At 74.6% G+C, this 19266-nt stretch carries 22 protein-coding genes; 12 read left to right on the top strand and 10 right to left on the bottom strand.

What is annotated here, in order from left to right:
* Position 1: 1 nt before the first annotated feature.
* Positions 2-385 carry a VOC family protein gene (locus M8330_RS12820; RefSeq protein ID WP_250053582.1) on the bottom strand — a complete coding sequence of 128 codons (384 nt, stop codon included), beginning with the start codon at positions 383-385 and terminating at the stop codon, positions 2-4.
* A 351-nt stretch (positions 386-736) separates the two neighbouring features.
* Here M8330_RS12820 and M8330_RS12825 point away from each other — a divergent pair, with 351 nt between their 5' ends.
* Complete coding sequence (locus M8330_RS12825) at positions 737-1819, top strand: LLM class flavin-dependent oxidoreductase (protein WP_250827651.1); 1083 nt, start codon at positions 737-739, stop codon at positions 1817-1819.
* 138 nt (positions 1820-1957) lie between these two features.
* Here the strand turns inward: M8330_RS12825 and M8330_RS12830 are convergent, their stop codons facing one another.
* Together M8330_RS12830 and M8330_RS12835 are read right to left on the bottom strand one after the other, a co-directional pair.
* Positions 1958-3193: an MFS transporter gene (locus M8330_RS12830; RefSeq protein WP_250827652.1), complete on the bottom strand. Its 1236-nt coding sequence runs from the start codon at positions 3191-3193 to the stop codon at positions 1958-1960.
* Between the two features lie 80 nt (positions 3194-3273).
* Positions 3274-4509 carry an MFS transporter gene (locus tag M8330_RS12835; RefSeq protein WP_250827653.1) on the bottom strand — a complete coding sequence of 412 codons (1236 nt, stop codon included), beginning with the start codon at positions 4507-4509 and terminating at the stop codon, positions 3274-3276.
* A 187-nt stretch (positions 4510-4696) separates the two neighbouring features.
* On the opposite strand from M8330_RS12835, the gene M8330_RS12840 reads away from it, so the two are divergent.
* Positions 4697-5308 (top strand): TetR/AcrR family transcriptional regulator, encoded by a 612-nt coding sequence (locus tag M8330_RS12840; RefSeq protein WP_250827654.1) that lies wholly within the window; start codon positions 4697-4699, stop codon positions 5306-5308.
* Positions 5305-6468, top strand: a complete 1164-nt coding sequence (locus M8330_RS12845; RefSeq protein WP_250827655.1) for an SGNH/GDSL hydrolase family protein — start codon at positions 5305-5307, stop codon at positions 6466-6468. Before M8330_RS12840 ends, M8330_RS12845 begins: the two co-directional genes overlap by 4 nt.
* A 45-nt stretch (positions 6469-6513) precedes the next feature.
* On the opposite strand, the gene M8330_RS12850 is transcribed toward M8330_RS12845, so the two are convergent.
* A complete protein-coding gene (locus M8330_RS12850; protein ID WP_250827656.1) occupies positions 6514-7458 on the bottom strand; it encodes a proline dehydrogenase family protein in 945 nt (314 codons plus the stop codon).
* Positions 7459-7614: 156 nt separating this feature from the next.
* Between M8330_RS12850 and M8330_RS12855 the strand changes: the two genes are divergently transcribed.
* Genes M8330_RS12855 through M8330_RS12865 form a run of 3 tightly spaced genes read left to right on the top strand, consistent with a single transcriptional unit; the run spans position 7615 to position 9514 of the window.
* Positions 7615-8760, top strand: coding sequence for a PucR family transcriptional regulator (locus M8330_RS12855; protein ID WP_250827657.1), 1146 nt, complete (start codon positions 7615-7617; stop codon positions 8758-8760).
* Positions 8761-8795: 35 nt separating this feature from the next.
* Positions 8796-9179 carry a DMT family transporter gene (locus M8330_RS12860; protein WP_250827658.1) on the top strand — a complete coding sequence of 128 codons (384 nt, stop codon included), beginning with the start codon at positions 8796-8798 and terminating at the stop codon, positions 9177-9179.
* A complete protein-coding gene (locus M8330_RS12865) occupies positions 9176-9514 on the top strand; it encodes a DMT family transporter (protein ID WP_250827659.1) in 339 nt (112 codons plus the stop codon). Before M8330_RS12860 ends, M8330_RS12865 begins: the two co-directional genes overlap by 4 nt.
* A 39-nt stretch (positions 9515-9553) precedes the next feature.
* On the opposite strand, the gene M8330_RS12870 is transcribed toward M8330_RS12865, so the two are convergent.
* Positions 9554-10348 carry a thioesterase family protein gene (locus M8330_RS12870; RefSeq protein ID WP_250827660.1) on the bottom strand — a complete coding sequence of 265 codons (795 nt, stop codon included), beginning with the start codon at positions 10346-10348 and terminating at the stop codon, positions 9554-9556.
* Positions 10349-10398: 50 nt separating this feature from the next.
* Entirely contained in the window at positions 10399-11397 is a 999-nt protein-coding gene (locus M8330_RS22480) for a GTP-binding protein (protein ID WP_250827661.1), read from the bottom strand.
* A 237-nt stretch (positions 11398-11634) separates the two neighbouring features.
* Between M8330_RS22480 and M8330_RS12880 the strand changes: the two genes are divergently transcribed.
* The 3 genes from M8330_RS12880 (at position 11635) to M8330_RS12890 (ending at position 14865) form a co-directional block, all read left to right on the top strand.
* Entirely contained in the window at positions 11635-11895 is a 261-nt protein-coding gene (locus M8330_RS12880; RefSeq protein ID WP_250827662.1) for a type B 50S ribosomal protein L31, read from the top strand.
* 71 nt (positions 11896-11966) lie between these two features.
* Positions 11967-13136: a cysteine--tRNA ligase gene (locus M8330_RS12885; protein WP_250827663.1), complete on the top strand. Its 1170-nt coding sequence runs from the start codon at positions 11967-11969 to the stop codon at positions 13134-13136.
* 271 nt (positions 13137-13407) lie between these two features.
* Complete coding sequence (locus tag M8330_RS12890; protein ID WP_250827664.1) at positions 13408-14865, top strand: MFS transporter; 1458 nt, start codon at positions 13408-13410, stop codon at positions 14863-14865.
* Positions 14866-14907: 42 nt separating this feature from the next.
* Here M8330_RS12890 and M8330_RS12895 read toward each other — a convergent pair whose 3' ends face one another.
* Complete coding sequence (locus tag M8330_RS12895) at positions 14908-15390, bottom strand: MarR family winged helix-turn-helix transcriptional regulator (protein ID WP_250827665.1); 483 nt, start codon at positions 15388-15390, stop codon at positions 14908-14910.
* Between the two features lie 176 nt (positions 15391-15566).
* On the opposite strand from M8330_RS12895, the gene M8330_RS12900 reads away from it, so the two are divergent.
* Entirely contained in the window at positions 15567-16598 is a 1032-nt protein-coding gene (locus M8330_RS12900) for an ATP-dependent 6-phosphofructokinase (RefSeq protein WP_250827666.1), read from the top strand.
* Between the two features lie 6 nt (positions 16599-16604).
* Here the strand turns inward: M8330_RS12900 and M8330_RS12905 are convergent, their stop codons facing one another.
* Complete coding sequence (locus M8330_RS12905) at positions 16605-16787, bottom strand: hypothetical protein (protein WP_250827667.1); 183 nt, start codon at positions 16785-16787, stop codon at positions 16605-16607.
* A gap of 129 nt (positions 16788-16916) precedes the next feature.
* Positions 16917-17720 (bottom strand): siderophore-interacting protein, encoded by an 804-nt coding sequence (locus M8330_RS12910; RefSeq protein WP_250827668.1) that lies wholly within the window; start codon positions 17718-17720, stop codon positions 16917-16919.
* A 179-nt stretch (positions 17721-17899) separates the two neighbouring features.
* On the opposite strand from M8330_RS12910, the gene M8330_RS12915 reads away from it, so the two are divergent.
* Complete coding sequence (locus tag M8330_RS12915) at positions 17900-18412, top strand: hypothetical protein (protein WP_250053609.1); 513 nt, start codon at positions 17900-17902, stop codon at positions 18410-18412.
* A gap of 63 nt (positions 18413-18475) precedes the next feature.
* Here M8330_RS12915 and M8330_RS12920 read toward each other — a convergent pair whose 3' ends face one another.
* Entirely contained in the window at positions 18476-18640 is a 165-nt protein-coding gene (locus M8330_RS12920) for a DUF8730 family Cys-rich protein (protein ID WP_250053611.1), read from the bottom strand.
* Positions 18641-18794: 154 nt separating this feature from the next.
* On the opposite strand from M8330_RS12920, the gene M8330_RS12925 reads away from it, so the two are divergent.
* Positions 18795-19109, top strand: a complete 315-nt coding sequence (locus tag M8330_RS12925; RefSeq protein ID WP_250053613.1) for a chorismate mutase — start codon at positions 18795-18797, stop codon at positions 19107-19109.
* The last annotated feature ends 157 nt before the right edge of the window (positions 19110-19266 follow it).

Consider the following 19266-nt stretch of genomic DNA (forward strand, 5'->3'; position numbering starts at 1 on the left):
CTCAGCGGGGGTCGCGGCGCAGCGGGTGCTCGGGCGGCACCTCGACGAGCGCGATGGCGACCCCGTCGGGGTCGGTGATCCAGCACTCCACCAGGCCCCAGGGCATCAGCTGCGGCTCCTGGGTGACGGTCACCCCCTGGACCGCCAGGCGTGCGTGCTCGACCGCGACGTCCGGCACCTGCAGCCACAGGGTGACGCCGGTGGCCGGCGGGCCCGGCGGCCCGGTCAGCTCCAGCGCCCCGCCGCCGAGGAAGTAGACCGTCGACAGCTCGGCCGGGTCGCCGAACTCGCGCATCACGCTCAGGCCCAGCACCTCGCCGTAGAAGTGCTTGGCCCGCCGCAGGTCCGGCGGGCGGAGCAGGGTCTTGCTGCGCAGGACGTCCATGCCGCCAGCCTGCCGCACCCGCCCCACCCACGGGGAGGGGCTGCCCGCTGCTCGGGCAGGCAGCCGATGGTGGAGGAAGGACGACGCCGGCCGGCCGATGGTGGAGGAAGGACGAAGTCCTGTCTCGAAACCGAAAGGCCCCGGCGGACCGCCCCGCTGGACGGCGGACATCGCGTCGCCCGACGGCCCGTTCCTCCGTCGTGGCTGGTCAGCGCTGCCGGCGTCGCGCCCCTGGTCCACGGCGGCCCGCGTAACGAACGCTCAATCCCACCGACAGCCGTCGGGAACGCCGTGCGGTTGCACTGGAGGTCCTGCCGCCCCGCCTCGTCCCCGCGACCGAAGGAGCCAGACGTGAAGTACGGCGTCTTCCTGCCCACCACCAACGACGGCTACATCTACTCCCACGCCTCGCCGAGCTACGAGCCCACGTTCGAGCTGCTGCGCGAGATCACCGTGGGCGCCGAGGAGCTGGGCTTCGACTTCGCGTTCTCGATGGTGAAGTTCCGCGGGTACGGCGTCGACGGCGACGGGTTCATGGACCGCAGCGTCGAGTCCCTGACGCTCATGTCGGCGCTCTCGGGGCACACGTCGCGGATCGGGCTGTGGGCGTCGGTCGGGGTGCTCTCGATGAACCCGGCCGTGGTCGCGCGGATGGCCGCCACCATCCAGGACGCCTCGGGCGGCCGCTTCGGCCTCAACATCGTGGGCGGGTGGAACCGCGACGAGTACGCGCCGATGGGCGTGTGGCCCGGTGACTCCTACTACGCCGACCGGTACCGCTACGTCGCCGAGTACATCCGCGTGCTGCGCGGCCTGTGGGCCACGGGGCGCCTCACGCACCACGGCGAGTTCTTCGACCTCGAGGACTGCCTCGTGCAGCCGATCCCGCCGAGCCCGGTGCCGGTGATCATGGCCGGCCAGTCGCCCGCCTCCACCGCGGCCGCCGCCGAGCTCGCCGACGTCTCGTTCATCCTCGGCGACCACGAGGTGATCGCGGACGCGAGCGCCCGCCTCGTCCAGGGCGCGTCCGTGTTCGACCGGGCCGTCGCCCCCGCCGCCCTGCTCGGGATCATCGCCCGCGAGACCGACGAGGAGGCGATCGAGGAGGCCATGCGGTACGCCGACCACGTCGACCGCGTGGCGATGGCCAACCTCTCGGGCGCGGCCCGCAAGGACACCGAGGGCGAGGCCTCGAAGGGCAATCTGCGGGTGCAGGAGCGCGTCCTCGAGGGCGTCACCATGCCGGACGACGACCGGGCGGCCGTCGTCGCGGGGGCCTGCTTCTTCTCCCCGCAGCTGGTCGGCTCCTACGAGCGGGTCGCGGCGTCCCTGCGCTCGCTCGAGGCCGCGGGCGTCGACGCGGTCGCGCTCACCTTCCCCGACTACGTGGCCGACCAGAAGCGGTTCGCGGAGAAGGTCGTCCCCCTCGTCTGAGCACCTGCAGGCTCCCGTCGACGAACCGGAACAACGCACCGGACGTCCAGCAGGCCGCGGCCCGCGTCCCCCTGACCTGCGGAGACGCGATCGACCGGGCAGCGGCCGGAGGTTGTTCCGGTCCGTCGACGGCAGTCGCTAGACCCGCGCGGGCTCGTCCAGCTCGACCCGCCGCAGCACCGGCCGCAGCAGCCCGGCGACCATCACGCCGAGGAAGAGCACGTAGAGCCCGAGCTCGACGTCACGGGTGCCGATGGCGACGGCCAGCGGGCCGACGACGAGCTGGCCGACGGGCATGCCGACGAACGAGAAGAACCCGTCGATCGACTGGATGCGCGACAGCATCTCCTCGGGCACCTTCTCGGCGACCACGAGCCCCCAGGTCACCTCGATGAGCGCGGAGCCACCACCGGCGACCAGGAACGCGGCCATCAGCACCGGCAGCGGCCCGGCGAGGCCGAGCGCCAGGATGGGCGTCCCGAGCACGCCGAACCCGACGATGCAGGCGACGAGGGGGCGCCGCAGGAAGCGCCCCGCGAACGCGCGGCCGAGCAGCCAGGCGAAGACGATGACGCCCACGGCTTGCGCCGACCGGGCGAGGCCCCACCCGTCGGAACCGATCGTGCCCTCCGCGATGACGGGCCCGAGCACGCCGATGCCGCCCGCGATGAGCGCGTTGAACACCAGCGAGTACGACGACACCGGGATCACCCAGCCGAGCTCGCGGGCGTAGGTCCACCCGGCCCGGACGTCGGCCAGCACGCTGCTGCGCGAGGCGGCGCGCTCCGAGCGGGGCAGCCGCAGCAGCCCGAGGAAGACCGCGGCGAACAGGTAGGTGGCCGCGTCGAAGGCCATCGCCCAGCCCGGTCCGGCGGTCGCGACCACCAGGCCCACCAGGGCCGGCCCCACGATCCCGGTCGCGCTGCTGGCCTGGCTGAACAGCAGGTACCCGGCCTTGCGCCGCTCGGCCGGCAGCAGCACCGGGATCATCCCGTGGAACGCCGGGTACCCCAGCGCCTCGGCCGTGCCGTTGACCAGTCCGAGCACCACCAGGTGCCAGATCTCGGCGACGCCGGTCAGCACCAGGACGGCGGCCAGCCCCTGCGTCGCGAACATGACTGCGTTGGTGCCCCGCAGCACGAGGGTCCGCGGCCACCGGTCGGCCACGGCCCCGCCGACGAGCATGAGGGTGACCATCGGGATGGTGGAGGCAGCCAGCACCCAGCCGACGGCGGCAGGAGAGCCGGAGATCTCCAGCACCGCGAACGCCAGCGCGATGCCCGACCCCGCCGACCCGATGGCGCTGACGACCTCGGCGGTGAAGAACCAGCGGAACGCCGGCACTCTCAGGGGGCTGCTCGCCGGGCTGGTCACCGGGCGAACCTACGGTCGTGCGCCGACAGGCGCACCTCCATTCTGCCCCGTTCTGCCCCCGTTCTGCCCAGGGCCGAGGCTCAGCCCTGGCGACGCTCCTGCGCCAGGGTGAGCACGCCGGCGACCACCGCCAGCACGGCGACGGCCAGCGCGAACCACAGGCCCGCGACCTCGGCGCCCAGGTGCGCCACGAGGATGCCCGCGAGGATCACCGGCACGGAGATCGCGACGTAGCAGACCACGAAGAACGTCGAGGTCACGGCGCCCTTCTGGTCGCCGGGTGCCCGCGAGGTCAGCACGCCGAGGCCGCGGTTGAACGCCACGCCCTGGCCGGCGCCGCCGAAGAGCCCCGCGAACACGATCGCGACGGTCGAGGCCTGCCACAGCGAGAGGGCGAGGCAGGCCATGCCGGCCACGAGCAGCGCGACGGCGACGAGCGTGGCGTTGCGCTCCGAGAGCGGCCGCACGACCTGGTGGCCGAGCAGGGAGGCGGCGTAGGCGACCAGGATGATCAGCGAGACCGGGACGGCGGCGGAGATGCCGAGGACGTCGGCGGTGACCGTCGGGATCAGGGCGGTGTAGAGCCCGAAGACGGCGAACCCGGCGAACGCGAGGATCGAGACCCGCACGAAGTCGGCCCGGACCTCCGCGGGCAGTGCCGGCTTCAGCGGCGACAGCGCACCGGCGGGTCGGGGCGAGGGCTTGTCCACCGTCTCCCGCGCGGTCGACAGGACCAGCAGACCGACGACGCAGAGCGCTGCGTGCACCAGGTAGGTGAGCTGGAACGTCCACGGCCCGAACGCGACCAGCACGGCCGCGAGGACCGGCCCGAGGCCCAGCCCCAGCATGTTCGCGCCGCCACCGAGGTCGGAGGCGCGGGAGCCGAGGCGTCCCGCCGCCGTCTCCACGATGAAGACGCTGGCCGTGCCCACCGTGATGCCGGCCGAGAGGCCGGAGACCACGCGGCCCGCCAGCAGCACGCCGAGGTGGTCGGAGGCGAAGAGGAAGACGACGTCGGACGCGATCCCGACCGTGAGCGCGGCGGCCATGAGCGGCTTGCGGCCGAGCGTGTCCGACCAGCGTCCCGTCACCAGCAGCGCCACGATCACACCGAGCGCGTAGACCGCGAAGACGACCGCGGTCATCTCGACGCCGAAGCCGATCCGCTCCTCGTAGCGGGAGTAGAGCGAGGTCGGCAGCGTGGTGCCGATCATCGTCACCAGCAGCACCGCCGCCATGGCGAACGCCGGCCCGGCGCCGAGTCGGCGCGGGGTCTCCTGCTCTGCCTGGGACGGACGTGTGCTGGTCTGCGACATCGCGGTGGGCCTCCCGCCGGCGGATCGAGGTGGTTGGTGCCGGCAACTACATCGACGCTAGCGAGGCACGTGCCCGGCTCGCCTGGTCCGAGGGGGTAGGTGCGTCTGTCGCGCTCGCCACGTCCATTACCTACAGCCTTTAGGTAGATGCCATAGTGCAGTAGTCAGGACGAGGAGAGGAGACGGGATGCCACGCGCAGGACTCACCACCGAGGTGCTCACCCGAGCGGCCGCGGACCTCGCCGACGAGGCCGGGCTCGAGGCCGTGACGCTCTCCGCCCTCGCCCGCCGCTTCGACGTGAAGGTCGCGAGCCTCTACGCCCACGTCGCGGGTGCCGACGACCTCCGGCTGCGGGTCGCGATGCTCGCGCACACCGAGATCGCCGACGCCACCGCCGAGGCGGTGGCGGGGCTCGCCGGCCGCGAGGCCCTGCACGCCCTGGCCGACGCCTATCGCGACCACGCCCGCGTCCACCCCGGCCGTTCCGCCGCAGCCCGCCTCCCGCTCACCCCGCAGCAGGCCGCCGCCAGTGACGGCGTCCGCACCTCGCGGCTCACCGCCGCCACCCTGCGCGGCTACGGCCTGGACGAGGCGGCCACCGTGCACGCCGTCCGGCTCGTCGGCTCCGTGCTGCACGGGTTCGTCAGCCTCGAGGCCTCAGGCGGTTTCGACCACTCGACGCCCGGCGCCGAGGAGTCCTGGCGCGCGGCGATCGAGGCCCTCGACGCAGCGCTCAGGCACTGGCCCACCACGCCGCTCGCCACCCCCGCCAACCCCGCACCCGGAGCAGACCGTTGATCACGCACGACCCGTCCCCCTTCCTGCACGGCCACGTCGAGCTGGAGACCACCGACCGCGGCGTCCGCCCGCACCGGCTGCCCGCCTGGGCGCGTCGCCAGTGCCCGGACCCGCAGCTGCTCATGGCCGAGGGCCAGCCCGCCGGCGTCCGCCTGGTGCTGCGTACCGCCGCCACCGTGCTCGAGGTGGATGCCGTGCCCACCAAGCGCGTCTACCCCGGCGCCCCGCCGCGGCCCGACGGCGTGCACGAGCTGGAGGTCGCCTCCGGTGGGGCCGGCACGATCGTCGCCCGCGCGAGCCTGGCCGAGGGCGACGTGGAGCGGATCGACCTGGCCACCGGTGCCCGCACCCACGAGACCGGCCCCGTCGGCACGCTGCGGTTCGCCGACCTGCCCGCGGGCGAGAAGACGTTGACGCTGTGGCTGCCCCACGACGAGACCACCGAGCTGGTGGCGGTGCGCACCGACGCGCCCGCCGAGCCGGTGCCGGTCGAGGTGCCGCGGTGGGTGCACCACGGCTCCTCGCTGAGCCAGGGCTCGAACGCGGCGTCCCCGACCGGCACGTTCGTGGTCGACGCCGCCCGCCGCACCGGCGCGCACCTGACCAGCCTCGGCCTGGGCGGCAGCGCGCTGCTGGACCCGTTCGTCGCCCGCACGATCCGCGACCTGCCCGCCGAGCTGGTCTCGATGGAGCTGGGCATCAACCTGGTCAACGCCGACCTGATGCGGCGCCGCGCGCTCGGCCCGGCGCTGCACGGCTGGCTCGACACCGTGCGCGACGGCCAGCCGACCACCCCGGTGGTGCTGGTCAGCGCGCTGCACTGCGCGATCCACGAGGCCACGCCCGGCCCGGCCGCGTTCGACCCGGCGGCGCTGGCCGAGGGACGCGTCGCGTTCGCCGCCACCGGTGACCCGGCCGAGGTCGCCGCCGGGCGGCTGACGCTCGAGGTCGTCCGCGAGGTGATGGCCGAGGTCGTGGCCCGGCGCGAGGACCCGCACCTGCACCTGGTCGACGGCCTCGCCCTCTTCGGGGCCGAGGACGAGGCGGCCCACCCGCTGCCCGACCGGCTCCACCTGGAGGTGGCCGGGCACGCGCTGGTGGGCGAGCGGCTCGCCGCCGTCCTGGCGCCCCTGCTGCCGTCCCTCACCCCCGCCGGCTGAAAGCTGCTGCCGACTCGGCGGTGAGTCGGCAGCAACTGTCACGGGTCAGGAGGTTGCCAGCGCCTTGAGGAAGAAGGCGACGTTGGCGGGGCGCTCGGCGAGGCGGCGCATGAAGTAGCCGTACCAGTCGGTGCCGTAGGGGATGTAGACGCGCACGGTGCGACCGGCGGCCGCGTGCTCGCGCTGGAGGTCGGTGCGGATGCCGTAGAGCATCTGCAGCTCCCACGAGGACGGCTCGCGGCGGGCGGCCACGGCGGTGGCGACGGCCAGCTCGATCATCGCCGGGTCGTGGGTGGCGACCATCGGGGTGGCGTCGGAGGCCATGAGGGTGGCGACGTGACGGCGGTAGGCGGCGTCGACGTCCGCCTTGTCCTGGAACGCCACGGTCGCGGGCTCCTTGTAGGCGCCCTTGACGAGGCGGACGCGGGCGCCGGCCTTGGCCATCGCCTCGACGTCGTCCTCGGTGCGGTGCAGGTTGGCCTGGAGCACGGTGGCCACCCACGGGTGCGTCTCGCGCAGCTCGTGGGTGATCGCGAGGGTGGAGTCGATGGTGGTGTGGTCCTCCATGTCGACGTTCACCCAGACGCCGGCGACGGCCGCGGCCTCGGTGATATCGCGGGCGTGACGCAGCGCGATGTCGTGACCGTCCAGCGGCAGGGCCTGGCCCAGCGCGGAGAGCTTGACGGAGACCTCGGCGGCACCGGAGCGGCCGCCCTCGGCCTCCAGCGCCAGCGGCGCGAGGCCGGTGATCAGCTCGAGGTAGGCGTCCCGGACGGCCTGCGCGCCGGCCAGGTCGGTGACGTCCTCGCCGAGGTGGTCGACGGTGATTGCCAGGCCCGCGGCGGCGAGCTCGCGGGAGGTCGCGACGCCCTCGGCGGTGGTCTCGCCGGCCACGAAGCGGTCGACGACCTTGCGGGTCGGGGCGAATCCCTCGACGGCGGCCCGGGTGCGGGCGGAGCGCGAGGCGGTGAGGAGGACGGGACCGAGCACGAGGGCCTCCGAGGCGTCGGGTGGATGGGCTGGTGCGTTGCCAGTCACACCACGGTAGGTCGGCATCGGAGGCCCCTGACAGCGACAGGTGCCACGCGATCAGGGCATGATCTGGTGCAGGTGTCTGATGCGCGGGTGCCGGTGAGGGGGACGTGGATGAGTGCCGTGGACGATCTCGTCGAGGAGCTCTCGCACCTGCTCGGCGGCCCCTGCACGCTGGAGGACGAGTCCTTCGGCCTGCTCGCCTACTCCGGCCAGGCGGAGACCGACGACGTGCGCCAGGCGTCCATCCTCACCCGCCGCTCGACCGCCGAGGTGCGCGCCTGGTTCCTCGCCCAAGGCGTGGCGGAGGCGGAGGCGCCGCTGCGCACGCCCGGGGACACCGAGCGCCGCATGACGCCGCGCGTCTGCGTGCCGGTGCGCTACCTCGGCCGCCTGCACGGCTGGTTCTGGCTGCTCGACCCGCACGAGCGCCTGCTCCCCGAGCCGGGCAGCGAGACCGCCGCCGAGGTCGCCCGCATCGCGGAGACCGCCGGCGCGCTGCTCTCCCACACCGGCCGCCGCCAGGCCCGCCGCACCGCCGCCTTCCGCGACCTCCTGCACGGCGACGCCCGCGAGGCGCGGCCCGCCGCGGCCGCCCTGCTGGCCGGCTCCGGCCTGCGCACGGACGAGCCGCTGGTCTGCCTGCTGCTGGCACCCGAGCCCACCTGGGCCGCGCGCATCGACGGCCTGCCCTCGCGGCCCGGCACCGTCTGGGTCGAGGACGACGGCGGGCTGGTCGTGGCCGTGGCCCGACCGTCCGTCGTGCGGGCCCAGGAGGCCCCGCTCGAGCAGCTGCGCGCGCTCGGCGTGAGCGGGCCGTGGCTGCCGGCCGACGGCACCGTGCAGGTGGGCGTGGGTCGGGTGGTGCCCCGCGCCGAGGACCTCCGGGCCTCGCACGACGGGGCCCGCACCGCGCTGCGGGTGGCCCGGGGCAGTGGCCGGGTCGAGCGAGCCGACGACCTCGGCGTCCTGGGGCTGCTCGGCGTGGCCCGCGACGCCGACCTGGCCGCCGTCGTGCTCGAGGGCCGCCTGGGAGAGTTCCTCGCGGCCGACGAGCCCGACCTCGTCCGCACCGCCCGCACCTACCTCGACCTCGCCGGCAGCGCCGCCCGCACGGCCGACGTGCTCGGCATCCACCGCCAGACGCTCTACCACCGGCTCGCGCAGGTCGAGCGGCGCACCGGCCTCGACCTCAAGGACGGCCAGGCCCGGCTCCGGCTGCACCTCGCCCTCACCCTCGGGAGTCGGCTGCAGCCCTGATCGGGAGTCGGCTGCAGCCCTGACAGGATCGCCGCATGACCCAGCCGCACTCGCAGGCCCGTCGGGCGGGCACGCACCGTCGTCGCGCGTGGCTGCTGCTCACCGGAGCGGTGGCCGGCGAGGTGACCGGGTCGGTGGGGCTGAAGGCGGCCATCGACGAGCCGCGCTGGTACGTCCTGGTCGTGGCCGGCTACGTCGCGGCGTTCGCCCTGCTGGCCCTCACGCTGCGCGCCTGGCTGCCCCTGGGCGTGGCCTACGGCGCCTGGGGCGCCGGCGGCGTGGCACTGACGGCGGTGCTGGCGACCGTGCTCTTCGGCGAGCCGTTCACGGTGCTGACCGCGGGCGGCGTGCTGCTCATCGGGGTCGGCGTGCTGCTGGTGGAGACCGGCTCGCACGCGGCGGCGGAGGACCCGACGTGACGGCCTGGCTGCTGCTCGCCGGGGCGATCGGCTGCGAGGTCGCGGGCACCGTGGGCCTGCGGATGGCGGCGGACGACGCGCTCTCGGCCCGCGGCCGGGTCGCGTGGCTGACGTGGGTGGCGCTCGCTTACACGGCCGCGTTCGCGCTGCTCGCCGCCACGTTGCGCGCCGGGCTCCCGCTCGGGGTCGCCTACGGGACGTGGGCGGCGGTCGGCGTGGTGCTCACCGCGCTGCTCGGCCGGGTGCTGTTCGCCGAGCGGCTGACCCCGCGGATGCTGGTCGGCTTCGCGCTCGTGGTGGGCGGGGTGCTGCTCGTGGAGGTCGGGGCGCACTGAGCGCACCGAGCGCACCGAGCGGGCGGCCCCGGCAGGGGCTCAGCGCGCGGGACGCACCGTGAGCGACTGCGTGCTGGTGCCGAGCAGCCCGCTGTCGTCGTGCAGCACGGTGGCGGTCACGCCGAGGCCGCCCGGGCCGAAGGAGACACGGGTGTCCAGGCCCAGCCACTCGCCCACCGGGGCACGCAGCAGGTGCGCGGAGAGGTCGATGTTCGGGAACAGCCAGTCGGTGGGCGCCACCCGCGGCGTCATGCCGTTGGCGATGTCGAGCAGCCCCGCGAACCGGGCCACCGGCGAGGTCTCCTCGCCCTCGACGATCGGCATCCCGGTGCGCACCCACGTGACGCCGCGGCCGGGCGCGATCTCGCGGCGCCGCACCTGGGAGGAGGCGATGAAGTCGCCCGCCCACACCTGGGAGGCGTCCCAGGGCTCGACCTCGTCGCGGGAGGGGATCGGCTCGGCGTGGGTGCCAGCGACCGAGGCCGTCTCGAACGGGGCCATCAGCCACGCCCGCAGCTGGGCCACGACCCGGCTGCGGTGGGTCACGGTCGCCTCGACCAGCTCGACGGTGCGGCCCGGCCGCACCACGCGCACCGACGTGGCCACGTGCCCCACCGGCACCGTGCCTGTGATGTCGAAGGACAGCCGCCCCACCTGGAGGCCGTCGTCCGGCCGACGCGCCGCCAGGTCGCGGACGACCTCGTGCACCAGCAGCCCCAGCACCGGCGCGATGTGCTGCTCCGCCGGGTTCCAGGCGCCGCTCGTGTGCTGCGTCGCCTCCAGCTCCTGCGGGGCGGTGCGGACGAAGTAGGCGTCGGGCGTCGGGGCGGTCATGACCCCGATCCTGCCTGCCACCCGCGCCCCGGTGGGGAGCGGGGCGTCGGTCAGGCCGCGCGACGCAGCGGCCCGAGCCACGGCTCGAGGCCGTCCTCGACCGTCTCCCACGCCGGCCCGCGCAGCTCCAGCTCCTCGGCGGTGACCAGCAGGTGCTCGAACGCGTCGACCAGGTGGGCGGGCCGCTCGCCCACGCCGGTGACCACGATCCGCGTGAACGGGCGGATCGGCCCCCACGGGCGCACGGTGCCGATGCTGAGCTGTCCGCCCGCCCCGTCCCAGGCGAGGACGTCGTCGGTCCGGGTGGGCAGCCAGAAGCAGCCGCGCGAGCGGTGCCGCCCCGACCCGAGCCGCCCGAGGTCGGCGAGCAGGCGCGCGGGGTGGAAGGGGCGGTCGGAGGAGAGGTCGAGGCGCCAGACCCGCTCCTGCACCGCGTCCGGCTGCGGCGGGAGCACCGGCAGCGGCACCCGCCGGTCCGCGCGGGTCCAGTCGAACCGGGCCCGGTGGTCGTGGTGCGGGGCGCGGACGACGGCGGCGACGTCGAGGTCCGCCGCCGAGCCGAGCACGACGGCACCGGGGGCGGCCAGGGTGCGGAGCAGCCGCCGACCGACCGGCGCCGCGTCGGGGGCGAGGACCACGTCGGCGGCCTCCACCAGCGCCGCGAGCGCCTCGCCGACCCCGCGGTGGTCGCCCGGCGAGGTGCCCCAGCCGCGCTCGCGCAGCAGGTCGTCCCCGAGCAGGTCGTCGGCCGTCGTCCGCCCGTCGGTGGCGGCGAGGACCGCGTGCACCCGCAGCGTCCGCCGCAGCACCGCGTCGCGGGCCAGCGCGTCGCACAGCGGGTCCGCGAGGGCCGAGGACGGCAGCTGCAGGAGCACGGAGTCCCACCGACCCTCGCCGGCCAGGCGCAGCACGGTGGGCAGCACGTCCTCGCGCAGCGCGCACGTCACGCACAGGTGGTCGAGGTCGACGACCTCGCGCTCCAGCTCGCCGGTGGCGTCGCTGACCACCCGCTCGAGCAGGGCCCGCTCGACGTCGATGGTGTGTCGCACGGCCACCGGCCTGGGGCAGGTCCCACAGCAGGCCGACGGTCGCCGCGTCCTGGGCGTGCGGGTCGACGCCGGTGACGACCACCACCGGTGTCGCCGGCGACTCGGTGCTGTGCAGCGGGCGCGGGTCGGGCAGGTCGCTCACGGTTCTCTCCACTTCTCGGGGCTGGCTCGAGGAACATCCCGCGAGCCGGTGCGGTTACAGTAACGATAATCGTTCTCACTTCAACAGGAGGAACCGTGCAGCGCGACATCCACCCCACCTACGGCCCCGTCGTCTTCCGGGACCGCTCCGCGGCCGAGGGCGACCAGCTCGTCCTGACCCGCTCGACCCTCGCCGGGCGCGAGGGCCTGCCCACCGTCGAGATCGACGGGGAGGCCTACCCGGTCGTCGACGTGGACGTCTCCGCGGGCAGCCACCCCTTCTGGACCGGCCGCGGTCGCACCATCGACACCGAGGGCCGCATCGAGAAGTTCCTGCGCCGCTACGGCCAGGCCTGACGCACCCGTCCATCAGGACCGGGTGACGGGCGACCCGTGGCTCGGCGGCCCCCGTGCGGCAAGATCGACCCGTGGCCTCCGACACCGCTCCCGCCCGTTACCCGGTCAACGACGCCGTCCCGGCCCCCCTGGTGCTGGACGGCGCGCCGCTCCTGGCCGTCGCGCCGCTGCGCGTCTACACCTGCGGCATCACCCCCTACGCGGTGACGCACGTCGGCCACGCCGCCACGTTCGTGTGGGCCGACCTGCTCGCGTCGGTCTCGAAGGCCTCCGGCGCCAAGGCGGAGGTCTCGCGCAACATCACCGACGTCGACGACGTCCTCACCGCCGCCGCCGCCCGCACGGGCCAGCCCTACGACGAGCTGGCCTCGGTGCAGCAGTTCCAGTTCGGCCGCGACATGGAGGCCCTCGCCGTCGCCCGCCCCAAGCACGAGCCCAAGGCCCGCGCCCACGTCGCCTCCGTCATCCGGCTCGCGGCCGCCCTGCTCACCAACGGCGCCGCCTACGAGAGCGAGGGCTACGTCTACTTCCGCGGCACGGAGGTCCCCGGGCGCGCCGGCCTCGAGGTGGACGAGGCGCGCGAGCTGTCGCGCGCCTACGGCGACCAGCACGACGTGCCCGGTCGCGAGTCCGAGTTCGACGTGCCGGTGTGGCGCCCCTCGGCCGAGGGTGACCCCGCGTTCCCGAGCCCGTGGGGCTGGGGCCGTCCCGGCTGGCACGCGGAGTGCGCCGCGATGGCCGTGGCCACCTTCGGCTCCTCCGTCGACGTGCTGGTCGGCGGCTCCGACCTCGCGTCCCCGCACCACGCCTACCAGGCCGCCATGGTCGAGGCGGCCACCGACGTCACCCCGTTCGCCCGCGCCACGCTGCACGTCGGCGAGGTCCGGCAGGACGGGGTGAAGATGTCGAAGTCGCTGGGCAACCTCGAGCTCGTCGCCGACCTGCTGACCCGGTTCCCCGGCCCCGTCGTCCGCCTCGGCCTGCTGCACCGCGACCGGCACGAGCCCTGGGAGTGCGAGGATGCCGTCTTCGAGGCGGCCGCCACGACGCTGGACAAGCTCTACGCCGCGGCCGGCTCGCCCGCCGAGCGCGCGGACGCCGGCAGCGGCCGCGACCGCGTGCTCGCTGCCCTGCTCGCCGACCTGGACGTGCCCGCGGCCGTCGACGTCGCGCTCGCCGAGGGTGGCGACGCCGCCCGGTACCTCCTGGACGTGCTGCGGGTGACGGAGCGGTCTGCTTGATGGCTCCCTCCGGTCGCATGTCCGCGCGCTCGTAACCCTCGCTCGTCACTCCTCGACTCGACGCGAGCGTTCGCAGGCTCACGGCCCGCGCGCGCGTCTCGTCGCTGCAGATCGAGGGCGCGCGCGGACGCGGTATGCGTCCCCGGCGGCTGCACCTCAGGGGTGACTCGGGACACGTCGCGGAATGCGGCGGCGCTCCGTACAGTTGTGTCGTGCATATAGGTGCTAGTGGCAACCAATTGCACGACGCAGACTTGAGGAGACCCCCCGCATGAACGACCCCGCGCCCACCCGCGCCGCCCGTCCCGGGCTGGCCGTGGCCGCCCTGGCCCTCGGCGGCCTCATGACCGCGCTGACCCAGACGCTGGTCATCCCGATCCAGTCCGAGCTGCCCCGGTTGCTCGACGCCGACGCCGCGGACACGGCGTGGGTGGTCACGGTGACCCTTCTGGCCGCCGCCGTCACCATGGTGCTGGCCGGCCGGATCGCCGACCTCGTCGGCAAGAAGCCCGTGCTGCTGGCCAGCGCCGGCATCCTGGCGGTCGCCTCCGTGATCGTGGCCCTGTCCGACAGCCTCGTCCCCGTGCTCGTGGGTCGCGCGCTGCAGGGCACGGCGATGGGCTTCATCCCGGTCGGCATCGCGCTCGTCCGCGAGATCGTGCCGCCGAAGATGGCCGCCACGGCCGTCGCGACCATCAGCGCCACCCTCGGTGTCGGCGGCGCCATCGGCCTGCCGCTCTCCGCCTGGATCGTCGAGGTCGGGGACTGGCACACCCTGTTCTGGGTCTCCACCGTCGCCGCGCTGGTCGTGCTGGTGCTCGTGGCCGCCGTCGTCCCGCACACCCACGACGGCCAGGGCGAGAAGGGCGCGCTCGACCCGGTCGGCGCGCTGCTCCTCGCCATCGGCCTCGTCGCCTTCCTCGTCGGCGTCTCCCAGGCCACCGACTGGGGCTGGGGCGACGCGCGCACGCTCGGCGCGATGATCGGCGGCGTCGTCGTCCTCGTCGGCTGGGGCGCCTGGGAGCTGCGGCACCACGACCCGCTCGTCGACCTGCGGGCCACGGCGCGCCGCCCCGTCCTGCTCACGAACCTGGCCGCCATCGCGATCGGCTTCGGCATGATGGCGCAGTCGATCGTCGTGCCCCAGCTGCTCCAGCTGCCCGAGGCGACCGGCTACGGCCTGGGTCAGTCCATCCTCGCGGCCGGCCTGTGGATGGCCCCCGGCGGCCTGATGATGCTGGTCTTCGCACCGGTCTCGAGCCGGCTCATGGGCACCGTCGGTGCGCGCACCACGCTCGCCATCGGCGCCGGCGTCCTCTCCGTCGGCTACCTCGTGGCCACCCTGCTCACCGGCGCCCCCTGGCAGCTGATGATCGCCGCGCTGATCTGCTCCTCCGGCGTCGGCATCGGCTACGCCGCGATGCCCACGATCATCATGGACAACACCGAGCCCCGCGAGGCCGGTGCCGCCGTGGGCCTCAACGCGCTCACCCGCTCGGTCGGCACCACGCTGGCCGCCGCGGTTATGGGCACCGTGCTCGCCAGCAACACCACCGAGCTCGCCCCCGGCGTCGCGCTGCCCAGCGAGGGCGCCTTCACGGCGTGCTTCCTCATCGGTGCCGCCGCCGCGGTCGTCGGCGTGCTGCTGGTGCTCGGCGTGCCGCGCCGCCCCACGCGTCCCGACGCCGTGCAGGCCGCCGAGGCGCAGGACGAGCTGGTCGCGGGCTGAGCCTGCCGAGCCGTGCCGGCCCGCTCCTGCCGGGCGGGCCGCTCAGGCCTGCGTCGCGTCGATCGCCTCGTTGAGGGCCGCGAGGTCCTCGGCGAGGCGTCGCGCGCGCTCGGGCCCCAGCTCGCGGACGACGGCCCGCCAGTGCACCGCGCGCACCGCCGAGTCCTTCTCGTAGGCCGTGGTGCCGGCCGGGGTCGGGCGCACCAGGTGTGCCCCGTCCTCGCCCAGCGTCCGCTCGACCAGGCCCGCGCCCACCGCAGCCTTGACCTGGCGGCTCGTGGTCGAGGCGTCCAGGTGCAGGTGCTCGCCCAGCCCGCCCACCGAGAGCGGGCCGTGGTGGCGCAGCGCCATCAGGATCTTGTAGGCCGAGCCGTCCAGCCGGGTGCCGGTCGGGTTCACCAGGCCGCGGCGGTTGATCCGCAGCACCTCCAGGCCGAGCGCGCGCAGCGTCGCGTCCTCGTGCGGGTCGCCGGGGGCCGTCTCGGCGGTGGCGGGCGGCGCGTCGGTGCGGGGGGAGCCAGACACGGTTCCGACGATAGTCCGCGCGCGGAACGGGCGGCGTCCCGGCCGGTCGGAAGGGCAGGTCCGAGGCGCCGTTCGGAGAGCCGGTCGAAGGGGCGCCGGGCCGATCGGTCCCACGGTGCGGGCACGTGGCCCCGGTCACTGCCCGCGGTCTGGCCGGGAGTGAGAGGGTGGGCGACGTGAAGATCGGTCTCCTCACCAGCGGCGGCGACTGCCCGGGCCTCAACGCGGTCATCCGCGGTGCTGTGCTGCGCGGCGTCAAGACCTACGACGACGAGTTCGTCGGCTTCCGGAACGGGTGGCGCGGCGTCCTCGACGCGGACGTCATGGAGCTGCCCCGCACCGTCGTCCGGGGCCTCTCCCGGCAGGGCGGCACCATCCTGGGCACGTCCCGCACGAACCCCATCGAGGGCGACGGCGGCGGCGTCGAGGTGGTGGCGCAGCGCCTGAAGGAGTTCGGCGTCGACGCCCTGGCCGTCATCGGAGGCGAGGGCTCGCTGGCCGGAGCCAAGCGCCTGGCCGACGCCGGCCTGCCAGTCATCGGGGTGCCGAAGACGATCGACAACGACCTGATGGGCACGGACTACACCTTCGGCTTCGACACCGCCGTCGCGATCGCCACCGACGCGATGGACCGGCTGCGCACCACCGGCGAGTCCCACCACCGCTGCATGGTCGCCGAGGTCATGGGCCGCCACGTCGGCTGGATCGCCCTGCACTCCGGCGTCGCCGCGGGCGCCCACGCCATCCTCATCCCCGAGCAGCGGGTCTCCATGGGCGAGCTGTGCTCCTGGGTCCGTCAGGTGCACGAGTCCGGGCGCAGCCCGCTCGTCGTGGTGGCCGAGGGCTTCATCCCCGAGGGCCACGAGGACGTGCTCTCCGAGAAGGGCCTCGAGGCCGACGGCCGGCCCCGTCTGGGCGGGATCGGCGACTACCTCGTCCACCAGATCGAGGAGCGCACGGGCATCGAGACCCGGGCCGCGATCCTCGGCCACGTCCAGCGCGGCGGTGCGCCCACCGGCTACGACCGCGTGCTCGCCACCCGCTTCGGCATGGCCGCCACCGACCTCGCGCACGCCGAGGGCTGGGGCCACCTGGTCGCGGCGCGCGGCACCGAGATCGAGCGCGTCCCGCTCGCCGACGCCCTCATCGGGCTCAAGCACGTGCCGCAGCACCGCTGGGACGAGGCCAAGTCGCTGTTCGGGCGCTGACGGCCCTCAGCGGACGCCGGCCAGCAGACCCATCCCGCTGACCTGCTCGGCTCGCTCCTCGGCTCGCTCCTCGGCTCGTTGGGCGGCCTTCTCCGGGTCGATCCGGATGGGGCCGATCACCAGCAGTCCTGCCGTCACCAGGACCACCGTCACCCGGTAGCCCCAGCGCACGCTCCGCGCAGTCGTCACGACCGCTCCTCGCACCTCGCCGGAGGCGACCGCCGAGCCGGACGCCGGCAGGTCCTCGTCGACCTGCCGGTGGGTCGATCGGCAGGAGTCGGGGTGCGCGCGAACCCCGCACGGGGTTCTTCACGGGATCTACAGGTCGGCGTCCATCGCCTGCACGAACTCGCGCTTCACCGCGCGCCAGGCCTCGTCGGTGTAGGTGCGCCGCCAGTACGGGGAGCAGGACATGTCGGCGCGCTCGAGGCCCCAGGTGCCGAGCAGGTGCCGGCGGATCGCGCGCACCTCCTCGGCCTCGCCGTGCACGAACGCCTGCACGCGGCCGGTCGGCCGGCTCAGCGCCTCGACGGCGGCGGGCAGCGGGGCGGGGTCCTCGGCGGTCCGGTGGACCCACACCAGGTCGACGTCGGCGGAGGAGGGCAGCGGCACCTCGTGGTCGGGTCCGTCGCAGACGAGGCGGACGAGGGCCCGGGCGCCCGTGGGGAGGACCTCGAGGGAGGCCGCGATCGCCGGGACGGCGGACTCGTCGCCGACGAGCAGGTGGACGTCGGCGCCCGGGTCGGGCCGGTAGCCGGAGCCGGGGCCCTGGAGCACCAGGACGTCGCCGGGTGCGGCGTGCTGCGCCCAGGGGCCGGCCACGCCGTCGTCCCCGTGCACGACGAAGTCGAGGACCAGCTCGCGGGTCGTCGGGTCCCACGAGCGCACCGTGTAGCGGCGGCGCGCGGGCTGCTGCTCGCGCGGGTGGCTCTCGCGGACCTCGGCCGGGTCGAAGACCGGCCCGTAGTCGGCGCCGGGCGGGGCGAAGGCCAGGTTCACGTAGGCGTCGGTGGACGGGGCGTCGCCCGCGTCCGGCCAGAAGTCGGCGAGCCCGTCGCCACCGACGACGACGCGGACCATCGACGGGGTCAGGCGCTCTGTGCGCAGCACCTCGGCGTGCACGGCTCCTCCTGCGGAGTGCTCGGGGTGTCTCCCGGCCCGTGGCGCGGGAGGGCCCGGCGGCGGGCCGTCGTCCAACCTACGTGCTCGACCCACGGACCCCACCTGTGCGCCCGAGCCCCGCGCACGGCAAGATGGTGCCTGGAGACGTACGGCCCCTCGCGGGCGGAGAGGAACCAGGGATGAGCGACGAGACCACCCCCGCGCACCGCGAGGTCGCGCACCAGCAGCACGGCGAGATCGTCCGCAAGGACTCCATGGGCACCGTGCTGATGAGCGACGCCGACCGCGAGGAGTACCTGGCCAAGCTGCAGCGCAGCTACGTGGCCCCGGGCGTCTCCTTCTTCGGCGTGCACCTCGTCCTGGCGGTCGGCACGTGGCTGCTGTTCGCCTCCTACACGCTGTACGACGCCGGCGAGACCGGCCACTACAACGCCCTGTGGTCCGCGGCGCTGGTGACGCTGGTGCTCTTCCCGGCGTTGTGGCTGCGCCAGATCGGCCCGTCGGCCGTGGCCGTGGGTATCGGCGTCGCGGTCGGTGTCGCCTACATCCTGCTCGGCGCGCTCCTGCCGCACGACAGCACCGTGACCCGGGCGAACGAGATCGTCTCCGGCGTCCTGATCGTCATCGGCTACGTCCTGTCGCTGGACACCCGCAACGGCGGGGACAGCACCAGCGCGCACTCCCAGGGCTGACGCCCCTCTGCACGAGAAAGCCCCCGTCCCGGGTCGGGACGGGGGCTTTCTCGTGCGTCCGGCTCAGCGGCCGAAGAGCTTGCCCATGAGGCCGCCGGAGGCGGGCTCGTTCTCGTGGCCCTGGCAGCGGTCGGACTTGGCGACGCCGGCCATGACCATGTCGACGTGCTGGCCGCAGCCGGCCCAGGTGGTCTTGCCGCACTTCTTGCAGGTGACTGCTCGGCACATGGGGAGGTCTCCTCGGGAGATCGGGGGTGGAATGCTTTGTCCGGACAAACAATAACCCCCTGGGGGGTCAGTTCCAAGCCCTGACCGTGGCCGGGCCCGGGCGGTCCGCACCACTAGCCTGTCCGTGGCACCCCGCCGAGGAAAGGAACCGCCCGTGAGCAGCGAGAGCACCGGCGCCACCGCACCGCCCGAGCTGCTGGCCCTGCGCGCCAGCATCGACAACCTCGACGCCGCCCTCGTGCACCTGCTCGCCGAGCGGTTCCGCTGCACCCGCGCCGTGGGCGCCCTCAAGGCGCGGATGGACCTCCCGCCGGCCGACCCTGCCCGCGAGGCCGTGCAGATCACCCGGCTGCGCGACCTGGCCACCGAGTCGGGTCTCGACCCGGAGTTCGCCGAGAAGTTCCTCGCGCTCATCATCGACGAGGTCATCCACCACCACCTGCACGCGCGGGACGACGCCCAGGCCTGAGCCCGCCGGACCCTGCGCGCTGCGCGGGTTCCGGGCCGCTCAGGTCCGGCCCGCGGCGGACGATCGTCCCTGTCGGAACCCGGGTGCCGGGCCGACCGTCCCGTGGAGGGTGCTCCAGGGGCACGACGTGCGTCACACTGGGACCCCCACCCCCGTC

This window comes from Nocardioides bruguierae (genome assembly GCF_023656415.1).
Lineage (GTDB): Bacteria > Actinomycetota > Actinomycetes > Propionibacteriales > Nocardioidaceae > Nocardioides > Nocardioides bruguierae.